We start from the raw sequence: 18,527 nt of genomic DNA, 5'->3' as shown, positions 1-18,527 counted from the left end.
GGGTGAGGAGAGATGCAATATCTCTCCTCTTGAAGTTACGGTTAATTCACAAAAAGAACCCAGCCGGTCTGATCACTCCCCTCTACCTTACCGGTGATTTCGACGTTGGTTTTATTAGGATTCTGCTCAATTTTCATTAAGCCGTCCTGGAGCCCCTGAAGAGAATAAACCCTGTCCTCGGTCACCAGAACATGCTGATGCGGCGGTAAGCCGTCGCAGGGACCGGTAGCAATAACCGGTTTAACATTACCGCTGCCGTAATCCGGTATCAGGCATACGACATTGCCTTTCTTGGTTTGCACGCCCTCATCTGCTGAGTAGGAAAAAGTCGAGAGCAGACTTGAAAAAGCGACTGCCATTATTAACGACAAGCCCATAACTTTGATTCGCTGCATATTTAATACCTCCAAACGGGATTTAATCGAACTATATATATTTAGACGCGGAATAATGACAAAGGATGTTAATTTTTTTTAAACCATAAGTATTCCTTATATTCTGACATTGCGACTATTTCTCTCCAAGATATGTCTTTGTCAATTCTATAGTCTTTGTATAGGTATTCATGAAGACTGCGCAGCCTGCACAACCCTTCAGGTGTTTTTCAATTTGTTTTCAGTGTCAGGGTGTAGTTCCCCGCTAAGGTAAGCAGGGATTAAATCTGCAGTATCCCTGCCGGATTCAATGTTGTGAAGCCCCTTAATTGTGGAATAAATCCGCCTATTCATAATGTCTGATATAAGTTATCAGAAGTTCCGGGTAGCTAAATGGGTTCACATATCGCGGCAATACCCTGCAGCTAGGCTTGTTTCGGGCACGCCAATACCCCGTGCTGAATTTCAAGGGGCTTCTAATTAAAGTCAATATCCCGGTTGTGCGGATACTTTACCTCTTAGAAAGAGTCTTGCCCTGTGCAGTCTTCCCTTTACAGCCGCGACAGTCATACCGAGAACCTGTCCGATCTCGGGATTGGTAAGCTCTTCTATTTCGCTCAGAACGACAATCGACCTATCCAAAGGTGAGAGAAGTCCAATTGCCTTCTCTACTATGACCAGCATTTCCCTGGCTGCGGCCCTGTTTTCTACGTCCTGCGACCAGTCAATCAGAGGTGTCTCAATATGGCGGCCTTCATCGTTGAATTTGAGCATGTAGTTATCGAGTGAAATAGCCCCGTTTTTTTTGGTTTTTCTGAGTCTCGATATAGCTTCGTTTATAACAAGACGGTAAAGCCAGGTTGAGAATTTAGAGTCTCTCCTGAAAGTGTGTGCTTTCCTGTATAGGGTCAACGACACATCTTGTAAAATGTCTTCAGCGTCGTTGTAATTCTTGGTAATTTTAAAGGCGGCAAGAAAAATTTTTTTCTTATACCTGGCAAGTATTTCTTTAAATGCTTTTTCCTCGCGTCCCTCAGCGATCAGCTTTATGAGGTGCTCATCGGAAAATCCGTTTATATCAGTGCCCGAGCCGCTAAGTTGAGCATTACTCCTGTCTTCTTGATAACCAATTTTCGCGGTGTTCATATTTCATTGTCCTTTATCGATGCCCCGCTGCATTTTTAAGGCTGTGACTATATGTACGAAACCTTTTTAGTTTCAGATTCAGAAAATGTATGAGAACTCCGAACCATTTGCTCTTAAATTATTGTTGAGGGGATATTCAAGATAATTAGGTGGGATGGGGATGGGATACCGGTTCCAGTGTTCAGGGTTTTCAACTGCCGGGAGCTTAAGTGACGCGGAATGGAAAAAATATGATTGTCTGAGGCGTAGTCTTGCCTGTCTACCTGGCTTTGAATCCTTCTATTACGGATAACGCGCGAATAGTCTCTGCCACCGTCCAGGCCTGGGCTATGCATCCTCTCGGCGTCATCGGGGCGTCCCCGTCAAAAATTTCGCTGAGTGTTCCGATACCGTGTGAACGTACTTGATCGAGCATCGGCGACAGAAATTCCCTGGCTTTCTTCCTGTCTTTATAAACCCTCAGATAAGCGAGAGCGAAGTGCCCCAGAAGCCATCCCCACACCGTGCCCTGATGATAGGCTCGATCGCGCTCCTCCTGCCCCCCGCCGTAACGACCCCTGTAATCGGGGTGTCCGGGAGAAAGGCTTCTCAGACCGTAGGACGTAAGCAGATTTCGCGAGCAGGCTTCGAGCACCTTTTCTTGTTGGCCGGGAGTAAGGGGGCTCTCGGGTAAAGATAGTGCGAATATTTGATTTGGTCTTAACGAAGGGTCGTTTCCGTCCGGTCCGTCGATTACATCGTAACAATAATTTTTTTCCTCGTTCCAGAAACATGCGAATCCGTTCAGTGCCCGCTCGGCGGCAATTTCGTATTTTTTATAAGGCCTTTTGAGGCTTTTTGCAAAACGGGACATCGAGGAAAGCGCGTTATACCAGAGGGCGTTTACTTCAACCGGTTTGCCGATTCTTGGCGTAATCACCCGGTCCCTGACTTTAGCGTCCATCCACGTTAGCTGCGCACCTTCCGCACCCGCATATAGCAGCCCGTCCTCAGTGTCAACCTTTATGTTATATCTTGTCCCCTTGAAGTGCCAATCAAGGGTCTCCTCCAGCACAGGGTAGAGCACTTTTAAAAACGTTATGTCTTTTGTCGTCTCAAAGTATTGGCGGATCGCCTCAAAGTACCACAAAGTAGCGTCCACCGTATTGTATTCCGGCGCTTCCCCTTCATCGGGGAATCTGTTAGGGAGCATCCCCTTGTCGATATACCCGGCGAAGGTCTCAAGAATCGATTTCGCTATACTAATTCTCCCGGTATGAATAGCCAGACCCGGAATGCTGATCATCGTATCCCTTCCCCAGTCTCCGAACCAGTGATAGCCGGCGATTATGCTCTTCCCGACTCTGTTTTTCTTTATCGTCCTGTCCACTATAAACTGGTCTGCTGAAAGGGCGAGACGGTCAAGGTCCCAAGATTTAATAACCGGATTTTTCCCTTTTACAAAGCCTGATTTTTCGGCCAATTCCCTTTCATATTCTCTGAACCGTGTAAGTTCCCGGTGTCCGTCCGATACGGCAAATTCATCGGTACCGGCGACAATAGTCAGGGATTCTCCAGCGGTTAGAGCGGCGCTGAAAGTGCATGCATTCAGATGGTCTTCTCTGTAGTCGAGTCCCCTGTACTTCTCCTGAGCCAGATTAAAGCCGTAGTACCATTCGTTTGATATATTCACTTTCGCTCTGTCCGCAAGTGCATAAAAGGGAACGGCGCCGTCATAGGCATTGACCCTGATACCCTGATCGGTTTCGCATACTTTCATATTCCGGCCCCCTCTCAGGGTTCTGCCGTGATAATCCCTGTAATTCACGAGAGCCTTTATATTGAGGCCGATCGGGCCGCCTGCGCGCAGTACCATATATCTGACAAATGTTGTATTCTCCCCCTTTTTCATCCATACCCGCTTCTCTAGGATTGCGTCGGCAAGCGCATAGCTCCAGACCGGCATGGTGCCGTCGAGAGAGAAACTCTCTATGTTTATATAACCGTCAGGGTCTACCGATCCGTCCGCCCAGCGGTTTGAGCTCAGGGGGTAATTTAATCCGTTATAAGAAGCTGTCTCATCGAATTTCGCGACGAGAAGGTGCCTTCCCAGAGGCGGTTTAAGCGCCGCCACGAGAAGTCCGTGGTATCTCCTTGTAAGCATCCCGGCAATAGTTCCGGAAGCGTATCCGCCGATACCGTTCGTTACGAGCCATTCGCGCTTTTCCGAGTTACTCAGTTCACAGCAAATGTCTCTTCCGAACTTAATGGTCATAGGGGACTTTCGGGTTATGCCGATTTATTCGATGAAGGTAAGGATATACCTTTTCAATTCAAATTGGAATTCCTGTAGCCCGCCCCTGGAATATTTTGCGGAAGCCCCGGTGTTGTGAGTTGGATAAATTTATTTATCACTCGAAAAGTTTCGTATACTTCCCGTAACCTTCTTCTTCAAGGTTTTCTTTGGGTATAAACCTGAGTGACGCGGAGTTTATACAGTACCTGAGGCCTGTAGGCGCGGGTCCGTCGTTAAAAATGTGTCCCAGGTGTGAGTCCGCGTTTTTACTGCGAACCTCTATTCTCTTCATAAAGAGGCTGTTGTCCTCGACCTCTACTACGTTTTCCGGCACAAGCGGCTTAGTGAAGCTGGGCCAGCCGGTTCCGGATTTAAATTTATCGGAGGAGCTGAAAAGCACTTCTCCTGAAACAATATCAACATATATTCCCTGTTTTTTATTGTCCCAGTATTCGTTGCTAAACGGGCGTTCTGTGCCCTCCTCCTGAGTTACCTTATACTGAAGCGGGGTGAGTTTTTTCTTAAGCTCTTCAGTAGAGGGTTTTACGAAGTTCCCGGGCGCGCCTGCCTTAATTTCCATCTTATCGCCGCTTTTTTTTGCGGTATTCGTATCACTATACGCTTGCTCGGCGTGGATATTTTTTGCGTAATTAAATATATTCGCAGCGAAAAATAAAGCGAAGGCTATTGTAATTGCTATTGTTCTATTCATTTCGTACGGCCTCCCTTTTTGAGCTTGTCAGACTATACATACGTATTTGAAATGTCTTTGGATTTCTATTCTTTATAGTTTACTCGAGAAAACTTTATTGAGGGAGTTATGTAATGAGGGTAGGGCCGGTTTATACTCTCAGGGATAGTCGGTCTGTTTGCTGTTTAGAAAACTGAGATTTTACTCCGAATATCCGTACTTTCTCCAGTTCCCTATAACTTTGTTCTGCAGCTCGTGCGGTACGTTATGCTTGAAACTCACAATATGAGAACTGTCGAATGAAGGTATAAGCCCGTTATATATGACCTTGGTGCTGCTCATATCCTTTTTCTCAGCCGCGTTCAGGTAATGAACTAGGGGCATGGTTTTCTCATGAGTGTATAGATGCGCGTCCGTATCCGGATGGCAGCGTGTGGCGTAGGCCCAGATAACCTCGTTCAGATTGCTCGGGTCTATATCGTCGTCAAGGAGTATCACTTTTGGTATATCCACTCCGGGTTTACTTTCAAAAATTATGTCCTTGGCGGCGTGCGTTAATTTCAGAGCGTACTTCTCCGACAGGTCCGTTCTGCTTACGGTTACGACAAACCAGTGTAATGCGCTTTCCAATACGCCGAAGCATGAAGTTGCCGGGAATCCTTTTTTTCTAAGTTCGGCGAGCAGGAGGGCGGAATACATTATTCCGCAGCAGGTCTGCGTATCCTCGACAGGGAAACCGGCGGAGACCACGGGTAGGATGGGATTATTTCTGTGTGTGATAGCCGTAGCTTTAAAAACGGGTTCGGGATGCGCCTCTCCCATATAACCTGCGAACTCCCCCATAGGGCCCTCGCTTATTTTCTCGGTATCGGATATTGTTCCCTCGATAACTATTTCGCACGTAGCCGGTACCTCCAGGTCAACTGTTTTACACGGAACTACCTCTACCGGCTCTCCGAAGTGAGCGCCCATAATGTCAGCCTCGCTGACGTTTTCCGGAAGCGGTGTCGCGGAGAAGAACGGTACGGCAGGCTCACAGCCGAGTGCAAGAGCAAACGGCGTCGGCTTCCCTCTGTCATTCCACATTTTGTGAATTATTCCCAGATGCTGCTGAGGTGCTACAAGGCCCGTCATGCGGTTTTTATCTATCAGCATGATCCGGGCGATAGACCAGTTTGTCCATGTCTTATCCGGTGTTTCTACAACTACCGTGCCCCAGGTATTGAAATAGCGTCCCGCGTCTCCTTTGTGTATATACGGAGCGGGCAGGCTCGTTAAGTCAACTTCTTCCCCGACATATAGATTCTCATGGCAAATTCCCTCCTTGACCGTCACTGGCTGGATCCCCTCTTTTATAATCGAGTTTGCCAGTGTGTTTACTATTTCGTTCGGGTCTGTATCGGGTTTGAATCCCAGAGAGCAGGCGATACGGGACATCTTCAGGCCCTTTTGGCTGCTTAGACCTGCGGGGGCTCCGAGTACTCTCGCCCCGTTTTGAATCCCCTTTATTTTATTAAAAAGAGGCGCGGGAGCCCTGAGCTCGCAGACCCTTCTTATTATAGCGCCAATTTCAAGATTTAGATCGACTTCTTCATCTATTTCCTGAAGCTCCCCAATAGATTTCAGAATAGTGATGTAATCTCTAATGTCTTTTATTCTATTCATATTACTGCCCCCTTAAATAATAAAATCGCAAAATTAAGGTTTAAATAATACAAAATCCTTAGTTTCGATTGTAATCCAAGAGGGAGATTTCTACAACTTGTTATTATATCGATTAATTTGTGTTTTTATTTTGTGAAAAGCCCCCTTGACGGGTGTGAAAATGTTTCAGGCGCCCTTTTCCAACAGGATTTTGGAAGGCTTAGGCAGTTTCTTAAGTTTGATGCCGAATTTATCGACAATATTAATTTTTATATACGAGACGGCCTCCTCTACAGAATCTGTCAGTATCAATAAATCAAGGTCGTGAGGATCTATCGTCTTTTCTTCCACCATCGAGTCAAGAAGCTCCATCAGAGGCTCGAAGTATTCTTTGCCTACCAGTATTATCGGAAAGTTAAAAATCTTTTTGGTTTGAATCAGGGTAAGGGTTTCAAAAAGCTCGTCCATAGTGCCCGCGCCGCCGGGCATGACTACAAACGCGTAGGAGTATTTCAGCAGCATTACCTTTCTCACAAAAAAGTATTTAAATGTAACCATAATGTCCAGGTAAGGATTGTGGCCTTGTTCCATCGGGAGAATTATATTGCAGCCGACGGATTTTCCTCCGGCTTCCTTTGCGCCTCTGTTGGCTGCTTCCATAATCCCGGGGCCCCCTCCGGTCATTATGGTAAAACCCATTAAAGCAAGTCGATGTCCTATCTCCCTTGCGAGCTCATAGTAGCGTGTATCGTCCTTTGTTCTTGCTGAGCCAAAAACGGTTACAACGGGCCCGACGAAATGGAGTATGCGGAATCCATGAAGAAATTCTCCCATTACCCGAATTAAAAACCAGAGTTCACGACGACGGGAATGCGGCCCCTCTATAAATTCCCTGTCTTCCATGACATGCTTTCTGCGGGTGGGTCTTTTAAAGATATTTTTGATGTATTCTAGCAATTTCAGTTCTTTAAGCGATCAGTATTTGATGATTCTTACCGTTGTTTGTAAATATAAAGTACATGATTTTAATACCTTAAAATTAAGGCAGATGTCAACAAATGCTGTTTGAATACGAGGTAATTTTTACTTGCGGAGAGGCGCTATAAAAATTATGAATCGGGGATAATTGGTAATAGGGCAGCCTAGCCAGAGGGAATGGTGAAATGTTCTTCTTCCTTTTAAAGGACTGGATTTGGCGTCTCGGGCCTTACGGGGTTGTTTCAACTGAAATGTAGCTTTAATACACTGCGGAATCGGGAATCGCTCCGGACTGTATTACATATCGGTTAATAATCTCTTTAGCGTATTCGGAACCCTGAGCGCTGTCGTATTGTCCGCCCGCTTCAATGTTGTCCGCGTACTCAAACAGATACTCGTAGAGCTTCTTATCATCGTAGCTGCTGCTCAGCTTGAGCGGAGAATTGTTCGATATCACCTCTGTCCATGATTTTCTTACATCACTCCAGAAAGGAGCGGTTCGGTTCCAGTAATCTACTGCGGCCTTCGAGTCGAATTCCTTAATATTTTCGTAACGGTTAACTCCTATTTCTTTAACCAAGTAAGGATTATTCCCTGATGGATTTCCGTTATCATCGACAACCAGTTTCAGGTTTTCCTGCTCATGCACCCATCCGACAGGTGTTATGACGACGCGGTTTATGCTGTCGAGCACATTATAGTCGTCCCTGACGCTGAACTCTCTTCTGGGTAAAGGGCGCCAGGTTCCGGAGCTTGTCCAGCTCGGATAGTTTCCGGCATACGTCCATTCTCCGAGAGCTTCATATCTGGGGGTGTCGTCTACCTGAAAAACTGCCTGCGACCACTTTCCCCTGGATTCAGTTCCCGGTACTTTGATTTTCCGCCAGGTATTATTACCCTTGAATTCGAGAATCTCAGTGTCCTCGTAAGTCCAGTCCTGCCGCCAGTGCTTGGCGACCACAGGCCCTTCCGTTTTGCCGTTTTCGTCCACAAAGTACATGATCAGTATGTGCTGAAGGCTTATGAAATCTCCTGTGTCCTCGATTACCTCTATGTATTCGGTAGCCCATGACTGATAAGGCCGGTCAACCTTGTAATCGCTTCTGAGTGGGACGGTCTCGATGAAATTAAACGTGACCCTGTAAGTACCCGCCATTGACAGGATTGCCCTCCGGTCACGCTCGTATTTTGTGACTCCGGGCTCCATGACCGAAAGCCATCCGGGACTCGGGGATTTGTCCAATGTAACCGGAGCGCCCTCGGTCACTCCTCCTCTCGGTTTCATTCCATCGTTATCCGAGTATGGCCAGCTGAATGTAAATCGGTGGTCCGGTTCGGGGCTTTGTTTGGCTACGCAGCCGCCAAGAATAAGTAGTAACGGAATCATTAATGCCGCAAGTTTTATCATCATAATGTTTTTCTAGACATTTAAAATCATACCTAACAAATTAGAAGATTCGAGGTCGGGCAGCGTTCTTGACTTTGAGTTCTGAGAACCACCGCCGGCTACTGTTCTGACGGTATGGAATATGAATTGTGGCGGAAACGGTTATTTTTCCTGCCGCTCGTTTTTGAATGAGGAGAGGGCGGACTCTACATCTGTGTATGATGGGCTCCGTAATTTCCAAAGAATACCAGCGGGACTTTGCGGGAAGGAGAGGAGCGTACACGAATGCTTTCTTGGTTTCATAGCGTGGAGTTCCCGAGACACGGGGCTTGACTAATGCATATTCATTTTTAACTAATTATTTCCCGTATTGACAGCGCCCTTGAGATAAGCTATATTTGACGTGAGGTTGCAGTAGTTCTAGACCAACGTAAGATTCCAATCTGAAGTGATTTCGAACCACTAGCATAACCCAATTTAAAGATAGGAGGTAAGCCAGCTATGTCAGAACGTAAAATTGGCACTGTGAAGTGGTTCAATTCTACAAAAGGTTTTGGTTTCATAGAGGTTGAGAATGAAGATGATGTTTTCGTTCACTACAGTGAAATCAACGCTACAGGCTTTCGTTCCCTCGAAGAGGGACAGCGTGTAGAGTTCACCGTTGTTGACGGACAGAAAGGTCCTCAGGCTCAAAACGTTGTTTTAGCTTAAAACGGTTAAAAAAAGTGCGCCGGATAATTCCGGCGCACTCTCTCTTATTTCAAAAATCAGATTTATTACTATTGAAAAGCCCTTATACTTCCCATTTTAAATTTCGGATTTCCGGTAATTTCAGAAAATTCCACCCTTTTGTTTACGTTGGGTATCTCCGGTTTGAATGCGAAATTCGTGATAGATTTGTCGAATATCCAGTCTTTGAGTATGGCAATGAACTGAGGTGATTCCGGGAGATTCTTGTAGGTAATCACGAGTTTTCTGGGAATCGGGCGCTTTCCGTCTTCTATCCAGATTTGCCAGTCGATGTCTTTCTCGACGAAATAAAGATGCTGGCACTTCACGCCAAAAACTTTACTGGGGCCGAAATTTTCAGCCGATACCACATTCTTTGTCATTGTTTTAAATGTATTTATAAAAAGGAATTCGCTTAAAGCGGGCGCGAAACCGTACTGCTCGTAAAGCTTGTCCAGCGCCTGATCGACTGATTGTGGAAGAGTGGCCAATGAAAAATCGTTGGCCGGTACTTCGAGCAGAGTAACCTTGCCGGTGTCGTACCAAATTTTGTACCCGCCCAGATCGCTTATGTACTGGACATAAAATTTATCGGGCTTCTTTAAATAAACGGTTTCACTTGCGTCGTACTGAACCTTTTGACCCGATTCAAGTACCACGTCGTACATAATTTCGGCCTTGAAGGTATATTGGTATTTACTTCCCATAAAATAACTCATCTCCTGAAGGAGACTTTCCGCTTTCGGGTCGATATCGGGATTACTCTCCTGGGCTGCTACGAAGCTGGCGGGAAGCATAATAGAAAATAATCCCAAGATAAGGGATATCGTGACCGATATCTTTAGTGAATTCCGAAATGCTCTTTTTAAGACTGTTCCTGATGACTGATTCATTTTATCCCTCCATTGCTTTAAATTTAGGCCTGTAATTTTTTTTGTAAACACCCGTATGCGGAAAACCACCGATACAGTATTATCATGCTTAATCAACGAATTACAAGAAGTGTGATTCCTAATTAGCGATGCCACGGTAATTCTATCATTTAAGCGATAATGCCGTTGACTTAGAATTAAATAAGTGAAATACTTGCGGGTAGTGTAGCCTGTTTCAATCTTAATCAGTATTGTGGGATGCCAACTCATAGTGATTTTACATCTTGTTCTAAGTAGCGGAGGATATAATGAAAATCTATATAATTCTGATTAAGTCTATGCTTATTCTTTCCGTATTTTTTGTTCCGTCATCGCGGGCTCAAATAAATTTTGTGCCTAATGATTTGATGACGACACCTTTCGGGCCTGCTTTTGCGGACATAATCCTCGAGCCCTCCAATTTTCTACCTTGCGAGGGCGGACCGATAGCCCTGTGTTATTACTCCGGTCCGGAGCCTGAGAAATGCGAGCTTGTAGGAGACGGGACATTCGCGAATTGTGAATGTTTCGAAATTTCTTATGGAAAATATTTTGTAGACATTAATGCGATCCTGAATCTGGATGTATATCTTGAGACGATTGAGAAATGCGGAGCGGACGGCAGCGCTTGTCAGACTACTAACTCTGCTCCGGTGTGCGGTTCTATCAATAACGGCAGTTTTATTCCCGGCACGGACATGATTTCCACGTTTAGCTTCGATTGTGTGCCGGAAGAGGGCCTGGGAGAGACGAACTGCGCCCCGTCCTTGTACGCGGGATGTATGACAGCCCCGTGTACCAGAACAGGTGAAGAAGGGATTGTAGAATGTCTTTGCCCGACGTTCAACGGGCCGTATCAGGTAGGGCTTAACAATCAGGTGTGCGATCTGGGAGAAGATATGGTCTGGTCCGCGGCCTTTAATCCGAACGCTACAGGGACTTTGCCCACACCGCCTTTTGACGGTTGCATACCGGACGCCCCGGAGTCGATTGGAGGATGCCCTTTATTGCCGGACGATATTCCTCTTCCCCCGGATAACGTTAATTGTGAGGAAGTATGCGATGAGTATGGAAGCTGCCAATCCGCAAATGGGATTGAGATAGGCTATACATGCGATGCAACCTTATGTACTTCGCAATGTAATGACAGGGATTTGGTCGAAGAGGCATGTTCGGGGCTTCAGAGCTGTGACGTGTCGGAAATTATCAAACTGGAGGAAGAGGCGGGATGTAGCTGCTGTGCAAGCCAGATTTGCGGTTGTATTGCTAATAGTAAGACCGAAGCCGCTATATTCGATGTGAACAAACTGCAGCGGGAAAGGGGAATTACACCTCAGTGCGATATAAACGGTACCCTGTGCGGCGAAAAGGAAAAAAGTGGCGGCAGTTCGAGCTGTGCGCTTGCACCGGCAGCCGGAGGGGAGAGAGGCCTCCCTTTATGGCTTCTGATACCGGGCTTGATACTGGCGAGGAAATTATTCGGAAAATCTGCATGCTGACGTTATAAAATTAGGGATCTTTTGCCGAATAATAAATGTGCTATAAGATTATTAAATAAAATCAAATTTGGGGGGCTGAGATAAAATGAAGAAAATCGTAATTTCATTCGTCGTCGTTATAATGGTTGCAATTGCCGGTGTTTACCTGGGCGCCAGGCCTGTTCAATGCAAGGACTGCAACCAGGGAAAGCAGTGCAACACCTCCTATGACTGCGGGGAAATAGGGGTGTGCTATTGCCAGTATTCCTATGAAGAAGAGATGGATACGGGGGGAGGAATTCCCGACTTCGGTACTTGCTACTTCGAGTGAAAATACCGCTGCGTGATTTAAGGGGTTTAGGAAAACGTTACGAACTAAATAGCGGACTGTTATCTGTTTTTACGAATTCATTCACTCTTTACAGCCATTTCTCCACTCTTCAAGCGAACTGTTGAAACCCCTCAGCGCGGGCGGGATATCGACGCTGTAGAGCATTATGTCTATGGGGTCTAGGGTTTGCTGATAAGCGTTGAACGTATCTGCTGTTCCGTATACCAGAGTAGCTCCCGAAAGATCGAATTCATCAAACCCCTCTCCGGGCTGTCCGGTATATGCAATGAAGGATTTGAGTGACGTACCGTCCGGTCCATTTTTGCGGCTACCGGAATCATCGGAATTGAATCGCAGCTGATCACCTAAAACCGATTCAACCCCCTCACTGTCGGTGACAAAGATAATCAACCCGCCTCCGTTCTCTTCGAAGGATTCAATATTGGTAACGTTATAAAACAAGGGCGGCGTTAGTTTGACTGAGTCTTTTGAACGGCAGCTTAGAAGCCCCGTTCCCGAAAAATCGTTCCCGGAGTGATCCATATTGATTGAAGGCGCTATTAAAAAACATTGCGCGCCGCATACCAGGTCAGGAGGAATAGATTGCCTGGAATCTTCTTTTGTGTTTTTTACAATATCATTCAGGAATCTGATCGTTCTGTCGGATATTTTTTCGACAGGGGTCTTTACGTTAAAACCCTCTGTCTGCGCCCGGACTACAAGGGTTGAGCACGCCGTTATAAATATAGCGAATAAGATCATGTATAGCAGGTGTTTCATTGGCAACCTCTCCCGGAGCGACTGTTATTGGTGATATTTTATATTATTCGAAAAAAGTTAAGAATGTGTGAAGAGCCGCTTGATTTTTTATTTACGCTTGCTATTTATCCTCAAGACACGGAAGCCACGGTATGTCAGTGATTCCCGGATCAATGCCGAGCTGTTTTATAAGCGTAGTTACCTGACCTCTGTGATGCGTCTGATGGTTGAACATGTGTGTCACAAGCACCCATCGTGGAAGTGTTCTTTTAAATCCCTTCACATTGCTCTCGTAGTCGTATTCACTATTCAGGTCTTCGGGTGTCAGGCTCCGGGCCCATTCGAGTATTTCGACATCTGTCTTTTCCTGGGCCGCTCGGAGTTCTTCAAAGTCATCGAAGAGGTCCGCGCCTATCTCCCTCGGCGTGAATTTGTTGTCGCGGAGCCTTTCGAGCCACGCAATGTCGCCGTAATAGATATGGTTAAGGGTACTGTGGATCGACTTAAAAAACGCGCCCATATCCTTCTTCCGTAGGGCGTCCGGAATCCCGCTGCATACACCGTATATTTTATAGTCCATCCATTTGTTGTACTCGGCCATTAGCTCGTAATAATTCTTCGGGAACATAAGCGGTCAGTCTTCCTTGCCGTCTTCTTTTCATAAAGAATGGAATGTACTAATACGTTACGGGTCTTATTTACAAAAGATGGTAAATGATCATAAAGACGTAACGAAGATTCTTGGCCTTGTCTTTAATTTCATGCGTATCGCTCATTGTCCTTACCTGCAGCTCTAGAAAGCTGTTGTAGTGTTCTGCCACGGTTTTGAATTCTTCAAAATCTATCTTTATCGGATCATATATCATGAGCGGGCGCACATTCAGTTTTGCGCTTTCAACAATAAGGTCTTCTCCTTCTACGTGAGTGTGAAACCATCTTTCGGAGTCGGGCAAAGGGAGTTCGATTCCCGATCCCACTTTTGATTTGAGCAGTTCCCACTCTTTCTGCTTTGATTCACTGAAATCGATTTTTCTGTCGAATAGCACTATCTTGTTCCTCCTTGTGTCGGCACGGTTGAATTATTATCAGAATGTAACCGTTTTACGGGGAATTGCTACTATCTTATGCCTCTTCCCTCAGCCTCCCTGTCACCTAGCGGCTCTCCCTGGGGGACCATGGATTCCGGCTCGTCAACCAGAGGTTCTTCCTCGGGAACGAGTGGTTCAGGCTGGTCAACCAACGGCTCGGGCTCTTCTACTTCGGGTTCCGCCTCTCCCGGAAAAGGCTCCGCTTCCTCCACATAGGGCTCAGGCTGTTCGACGACAGGCTCGGGTTCTTCAAACAACGGATCGGGTTCCGAGATCGCGCTGTCGGAAGAAAGAGCGGGGTCGTACATTTCCCCCGGCTCCGGGGCCCTGGGCGTGTCCGGTACGGGCGGAGGCCCTATTTCTTCTTCATATTGAATTAGCGGACTCTTGTGTGCCGGGGAAAGATTCCATGCTGCGGCATTGTGAATAAATGGAAGTAACGAAGCCGCGTAGACCATAGTCAGAAAGAGCATAGTGAAAAGTATTTTGTCTCCTAGCGATTTTCTCATTTGTTCCTCCTGTTGTTGTAATCTTCTTCAATCCTCATTTTTTCCTTCCTTCAGTTGTTATTTCCGAAGCTCAATTGATATGTCTTGTTCACGTTACCCGGCTAGCGCGCAAGCGGCGGCGGCTGCTCGACGAGCGGACGGGGCATCTTCACCAGTGGAGCGGGCCGTCTAACCAGAGGACGGGGCCTGGTAACGAGAGGATGCGGGCGCTTAACCAACGGTAGGGGTCTCTCTACGAGCGGAGCGGATTGTTTTACCAGCGGGCGCGATTGTTCTACAAGAGGATCGGGTCTATTCACAAGCGGCGCTTCACGCTGAACAAGGGGATTGGGACGATCTACCAGGGGGTTTCCCTGATCGACCAGCGGATCGGGTTGCTCCACCAAAAACAGATCCTGATCGGCGGTATATTCCCATTCTTCATCGTCGGCTGAGTGTTCGTCAAAATAGTATTCATATTCCTCCGGATAATATTCGTGATCGTGCGTGTATTCAGACCCCGGAAGGTACGCAAATCCGTATTCGTCATATTGAATTTCGGTATCGGAAAAAGACTCGAAATATTCATCCTCTGATGAAGTGCCCATTATTGGATAAGTGCAGACTATAAAAAACGGGAATATAAATAGTGCGAACGTGTGGAGTCTTATAGTTTTCGATAAATGTTGTTTCAATTGCGCGCCTCTTTTTAAAAAGGAATCATAACATCTTCAGTTTTTTACAGGGGTTGCCGACAGTACTTCTATATCGGTTACCTTGTAGTTCTGATTGCCTGCGCCCATGGTAATTCCGCCTTTGAGATAGGTGTCCTTGCTGTTAGGGGGAACAGTTACGGGCAGGATGCCGGTGGTCGTGGCTATAATTCCGGCAGCGGGGTGTGAGTATGAGGCATAATAGAGTTTGATTTTGATGTCTTTATAGGCGACGTCGGCCGTATTCTCTATTGTAACCGAGCTCAGCATTGCCACCCTGGCAGCCGTAAAGAAAGACCATTTGGTTACGTCGATGTACCATTCCGGGTGCAAAACCTGATTGCTGTCATAACTAAATTTATCGGACTCGGACGTCTCTTCTGCATAACTGGCGACGCTCAGGCCGATAAGAAGGGTTAAAACTCCACTTAACGCTATATTTTTCATCATAGACTAAGTTTAAACAATAAAGGGCTTATATTCCACAATCGTATAATGCTATTGTCTACTGAACGTGATCGTAACCTCGGTATGAAGGTAACGGCATGATTGCGGTATTCGGGACAGGCCTGCCGGGTGATTGCCCGCCTGAGAAATAGACTTAAACATCGCATTTTAGGGTTGGTCTACCCCACTAAAACTATTAATTAATCCGAAGGAGTTTTGAGGATCTCAAGCGTTTTGGCGGTCTCACGTACGAGTTCTTTAATTCCCTCTCCTGTGGCGGAAGAAATAGGGAAAATTTTTATTCCGGCTTTGTCGAAGTATCTTTTTACCTCTTTAAGCTTCTCCCTCGCTTCCGTAATGTCAATCTTATTGGGGACGACTATCTGGGGCTTTCGTGAGAGTTCTTCGCTGTAAGCACGGAGTTCTTCGTTCATAGTCTCGTAATCATCTATCGGGTTCCTCTCGGTCATGGGAGAGAGGTCGAGCACATGTATCAGCAGTTTTGTGCGCTCTATATGGCGGAGAAACTGGATTCCAAGCCCGGCCCCCTCATGCGCCCCTTCGATAAGTCCGGGTATGTCGGCTACGACGAATGTTTTTCCGTCCCCGTAGCTCACGACGCCCAGATTCGGCACGAGCGTAGTGAAAGGATAGTCTGCTACCTTCGGTCTGGCGGCCGATATTCTGGATATGAGGGTTGACTTGCCGGCGTTCGGGAATCCCATAATTCCCACATCCGCGAGCAGCTTAAGCTCAAGATGAAGCGTCTTTTCCTCGCCTTCTCCTCCGGGCTCCGCGTTTTTCGGCGCCTGATTCGTGGAGCTTACGAAACGTGCGTTACCCCTTCCGCCCATTCCTCCCTTTGCGACGAGAAGCGTCTCACCGTCCTCGGTTAAATCACCCAGCACTTCTCCGCTATCGTAATCCTTGATCACCGTTCCGATGGGGACCGGGACGCAGAGTGCGGGGGCGTTTTTTCCGTGCTGGTCCTTGCCCCTTCCGTGCTCGCCCCTTTTGGCCCTGTAATGCTGCTGGTAGCGGTGATCAAGAAGCGACGACAGGTTTTCATTTGCGATCATAACCACGTCTCCGCCATTGCCTCCGTCCCCTCCGTTGGGGCCCCCGCGGGGGACATACTTTTCCCTCCTGAAGCTGACGCAGCCCCTGCCTCCATCCCCGGCCTTTACATATATCTTCGCCTCGTCGATGAACTTGACCATGGCTAACTATTATAATCCTTTACCCTGCTCATTGGAAAAAGCCGTAATTATAACATTTAATAGGTATCGTGCGGTGGGGTATAATTTAGAAATGACATCATCAAAAAACCACGGCTATACAACCTCTTCACGCGACGAACCCTCTGTTCCCGAGCCCTCATATGCTGAGCGGGTTCGCACACTCGTTTACAGAAATAGAATGGGGACGCTTTCGACCCTCTCGGAAAAACATCCCGGCTGGCCTTTCGGCTCCCTCATGCCATACGGGCTTGACGAAAAAGGGAGGCCGATATTTCTCATAAGCACTATGGCCATGCATACCCACAACATCGAGAGGGACAGACGGGTGAGCCTTTTCGTTTCTCAGACCGACTCTCTGGGCGACCCGCTCGACGCCTCCCGCGTGACGCTTATCGGCGAGACGTCGAAAGTCCCGGAAAATGAAATCGGAGCGGTGAGAGAGCTTTATCTCTCGCGCTACAGGAACGCGAGTTACTGGGTGGACTTCGATGATTTCTTTTTTTACCGTATGGACATAGAGGACATTTATTTCGTCGGAGGATTCGGAGCTATGGGTTGGGTAACATCGGAGGATTACTTCAAAGCTGAAGTCGATCCACTGGCGGACGCGGCTTCGGGAATAATCAGGCATATGAACGAGGACCACGAGGATTCTATGATACTTCTGGCGGAGAAATTCGCGGGTATCACTGCCGGGAAAGCCGCAATGACATCGGTTGACAGACTCGGCTTTCAGGTGCGTCTTAAATCAGGCGATGAGGTATTCAGCAGGCGCATCGGATTTCCGAGAGAAGTGATTAACCCCGAAGACACAAGAGAAGTGCTTGTTCAAATGGTGAAGGAAGCGCGGCTTTAAATCGGAGACTCCCTATGAAAAGTGAAGAAGTCGTCATCCTGGGCTGCGGGGTATCGGGTCTAACGTGCGGCATTAGACTGCTTGAGGAGGGCTTCGATGTAAGGATAGAGGCTTCTTCTCTGCCTCCGGATACTACGTCCAACGTCGCCGCGGCTTACTGGTATCCCTACAAGGTATCTCCCCAGGATAAAGTGCTTAAGTGGGCGGCCGCTTCCTACCGGAAGTTCGTCGAGTTGAGCCTGCTGCCCGAGAGCGGGGTATCGATGTTCGAGCTTCTTAAGATATACGACAGAAAAATGCCCGAGCCTTTCTGGAAAAGCGCTGTCAATTCTTTTCGCAGAGCGCATTCGGATTTGCTGCCCGAAGGGTACATTGACGGTTTTCTGGCGGAAGTCCCGCGCATCGAGACACCTGTTTACATGCAGTATCTTGTCAACACTTTTACTTCGCTCGGGGGAACGATTAGAAAGCTGGATAAAGAGCTTGATTCTATTTCAAGCCTGAACGGAAACCGGGGCCTAATAGTCAATTGTTCCGGACTCGGAGCAGGGAGGCTACTTGGCGATGAAGAGGTTTTTCCTATCAGAGGTCAGATAGTAAGGGTTACGAATCCGGGTCTTACAAGGTGTATAAACGACGAGATGGGTCCGCTGGCAGTGTCTTACATAGTTCCGCGGAGTTCTGACTGCATTCTGGGCGGAACCGCCGAGGAGGGTGACTGGAGTCTTGAGGTTGATCCGGAGACGGCGGATAGTATTCTAAGGAAATGCAGTATGCTTGAGCCCGCCCTCAAAGAAACACGGGTTCTTGAGCACAGGGTAGGGCTCAGGCCGGGAAGGACAGAGGTAAGGCTCGAACTTGAGCAGTCCTCCGACGGACGCGCCTTTATACACAACTACGGTCACGGCGGCGCCGGGTTTACACTATCATGGGGATGCGCGGAAGAGGTGCTCGAATTAGCTGAGGGTTACATTTTATCCACATGATAAAG

General features: G+C 47.2%; 18 protein-coding genes and 2 pseudogenes. 5 read left to right on the top strand and 15 right to left on the bottom strand.

Going from position 1 to position 18,527, the window contains the following annotated elements; translation table 11 throughout:
• Positions 1-41: 41 nt before the first annotated feature.
• The 7 genes and pseudogenes from RIG61_01390 to RIG61_01360 form a co-directional block, all read right to left on the bottom strand.
• The gene (locus tag RIG61_01390) at positions 42-395 is read right to left on the bottom strand and encodes a hypothetical protein (protein ID MEQ9617810.1); all 354 of its coding nucleotides are present in this window, start codon (positions 393-395) and stop codon (positions 42-44) included.
• Between the two features lie 465 nt (positions 396-860).
• Positions 861-1,520 (bottom strand): sigma-70 family RNA polymerase sigma factor, encoded by a 660-nt coding sequence (locus RIG61_01385; GenBank protein MEQ9617809.1) that lies wholly within the window; start codon positions 1,518-1,520, stop codon positions 861-863.
• Positions 1,521-1,779: 259 nt separating this feature from the next.
• Entirely contained in the window at positions 1,780-3,774 is a 1,995-nt protein-coding gene (locus RIG61_01380; GenBank protein ID MEQ9617808.1) for an amylo-alpha-1,6-glucosidase, read from the bottom strand.
• 136 nt (positions 3,775-3,910) lie between these two features.
• Positions 3,911-4,345, bottom strand: a pseudogene (gene msrB / locus RIG61_01375) (peptide-methionine (R)-S-oxide reductase MsrB).
• A 342-nt stretch (positions 4,346-4,687) separates the two neighbouring features.
• Positions 4,688-6,151, bottom strand: a complete 1,464-nt coding sequence (locus RIG61_01370; protein ID MEQ9617807.1) for a UbiD family decarboxylase — start codon at positions 6,149-6,151, stop codon at positions 4,688-4,690.
• A 165-nt stretch (positions 6,152-6,316) separates the two neighbouring features.
• Positions 6,317-7,033, bottom strand: a complete 717-nt coding sequence (locus RIG61_01365; protein MEQ9617806.1) for a TIGR00730 family Rossman fold protein — start codon at positions 7,031-7,033, stop codon at positions 6,317-6,319.
• 334 nt (positions 7,034-7,367) lie between these two features.
• On the bottom strand, positions 7,368-8,393 hold the full coding sequence (locus RIG61_01360; protein ID MEQ9617805.1) for a hypothetical protein: 1,026 nt from the start codon (positions 8,391-8,393) through the stop codon (positions 7,368-7,370).
• A gap of 603 nt (positions 8,394-8,996) precedes the next feature.
• On the opposite strand from RIG61_01360, the gene RIG61_01355 reads away from it, so the two are divergent.
• Complete coding sequence (locus RIG61_01355) at positions 8,997-9,206, top strand: cold-shock protein (protein MEQ9617804.1); 210 nt, start codon at positions 8,997-8,999, stop codon at positions 9,204-9,206.
• A gap of 68 nt (positions 9,207-9,274) precedes the next feature.
• Here RIG61_01355 and RIG61_01350 read toward each other — a convergent pair whose 3' ends face one another.
• Positions 9,275-10,021: a DUF2092 domain-containing protein gene (locus RIG61_01350; GenBank protein ID MEQ9617803.1), complete on the bottom strand. Its 747-nt coding sequence runs from the start codon at positions 10,019-10,021 to the stop codon at positions 9,275-9,277.
• A 383-nt stretch (positions 10,022-10,404) separates the two neighbouring features.
• Here RIG61_01350 and RIG61_01345 point away from each other — a divergent pair, with 383 nt between their 5' ends.
• Together RIG61_01345 and RIG61_01340 are read left to right on the top strand one after the other, a co-directional pair.
• A complete protein-coding gene (locus RIG61_01345) occupies positions 10,405-11,634 on the top strand; it encodes a hypothetical protein (protein MEQ9617802.1) in 1,230 nt (409 codons plus the stop codon).
• A gap of 85 nt (positions 11,635-11,719) precedes the next feature.
• Positions 11,720-11,944 (top strand): hypothetical protein, encoded by a 225-nt coding sequence (locus RIG61_01340; GenBank protein MEQ9617801.1) that lies wholly within the window; start codon positions 11,720-11,722, stop codon positions 11,942-11,944.
• Between the two features lie 81 nt (positions 11,945-12,025).
• On the opposite strand, the gene RIG61_01335 is transcribed toward RIG61_01340, so the two are convergent.
• The 7 genes and pseudogenes from RIG61_01335 to obgE form a co-directional block, all read right to left on the bottom strand.
• Complete coding sequence (locus tag RIG61_01335) at positions 12,026-12,724, bottom strand: hypothetical protein (protein MEQ9617800.1); 699 nt, start codon at positions 12,722-12,724, stop codon at positions 12,026-12,028.
• Positions 12,725-12,824: 100 nt separating this feature from the next.
• A complete protein-coding gene (locus RIG61_01330; GenBank protein MEQ9617799.1) occupies positions 12,825-13,331 on the bottom strand; it encodes a DinB family protein in 507 nt (168 codons plus the stop codon).
• Between the two features lie 70 nt (positions 13,332-13,401).
• Positions 13,402-13,749, bottom strand: a complete 348-nt coding sequence (locus tag RIG61_01325) for a hypothetical protein (protein ID MEQ9617798.1) — start codon at positions 13,747-13,749, stop codon at positions 13,402-13,404.
• 71 nt (positions 13,750-13,820) lie between these two features.
• Positions 13,821-14,300, bottom strand: coding sequence for a hypothetical protein (locus RIG61_01320; GenBank protein MEQ9617797.1), 480 nt, complete (start codon positions 14,298-14,300; stop codon positions 13,821-13,823).
• Between the two features lie 101 nt (positions 14,301-14,401).
• Positions 14,402-14,974 (bottom strand): hypothetical protein, encoded by a 573-nt coding sequence (locus RIG61_01315; GenBank protein ID MEQ9617796.1) that lies wholly within the window; start codon positions 14,972-14,974, stop codon positions 14,402-14,404.
• Between the two features lie 36 nt (positions 14,975-15,010).
• A complete protein-coding gene (locus RIG61_01310; GenBank protein MEQ9617795.1) occupies positions 15,011-15,442 on the bottom strand; it encodes a hypothetical protein in 432 nt (143 codons plus the stop codon).
• A gap of 212 nt (positions 15,443-15,654) precedes the next feature.
• Positions 15,655-16,659, bottom strand: a pseudogene (obgE, locus tag RIG61_01305) (GTPase ObgE).
• A 91-nt stretch (positions 16,660-16,750) separates the two neighbouring features.
• On the opposite strand from obgE, the gene RIG61_01300 reads away from it, so the two are divergent.
• A complete protein-coding gene (locus RIG61_01300) occupies positions 16,751-17,536 on the top strand; it encodes a DUF2470 domain-containing protein (GenBank protein ID MEQ9617794.1) in 786 nt (261 codons plus the stop codon).
• A gap of 14 nt (positions 17,537-17,550) precedes the next feature.
• Positions 17,551-18,522, top strand: coding sequence for an FAD-dependent oxidoreductase (locus RIG61_01295; protein MEQ9617793.1), 972 nt, complete (start codon positions 17,551-17,553; stop codon positions 18,520-18,522).
• Positions 18,523-18,527 lie beyond the last annotated feature (5 nt).

Source organism: Deltaproteobacteria bacterium, from assembly GCA_040223695.1.
Classification (GTDB): domain Bacteria; phylum Desulfobacterota_D; class UBA1144; order Nemesobacterales; family UBA2774; genus JAVKFU01.
The sequence above is the reverse complement of the archived record's forward strand: the minus strand, read 5'-3'. Positions and strand labels throughout refer to the sequence as shown.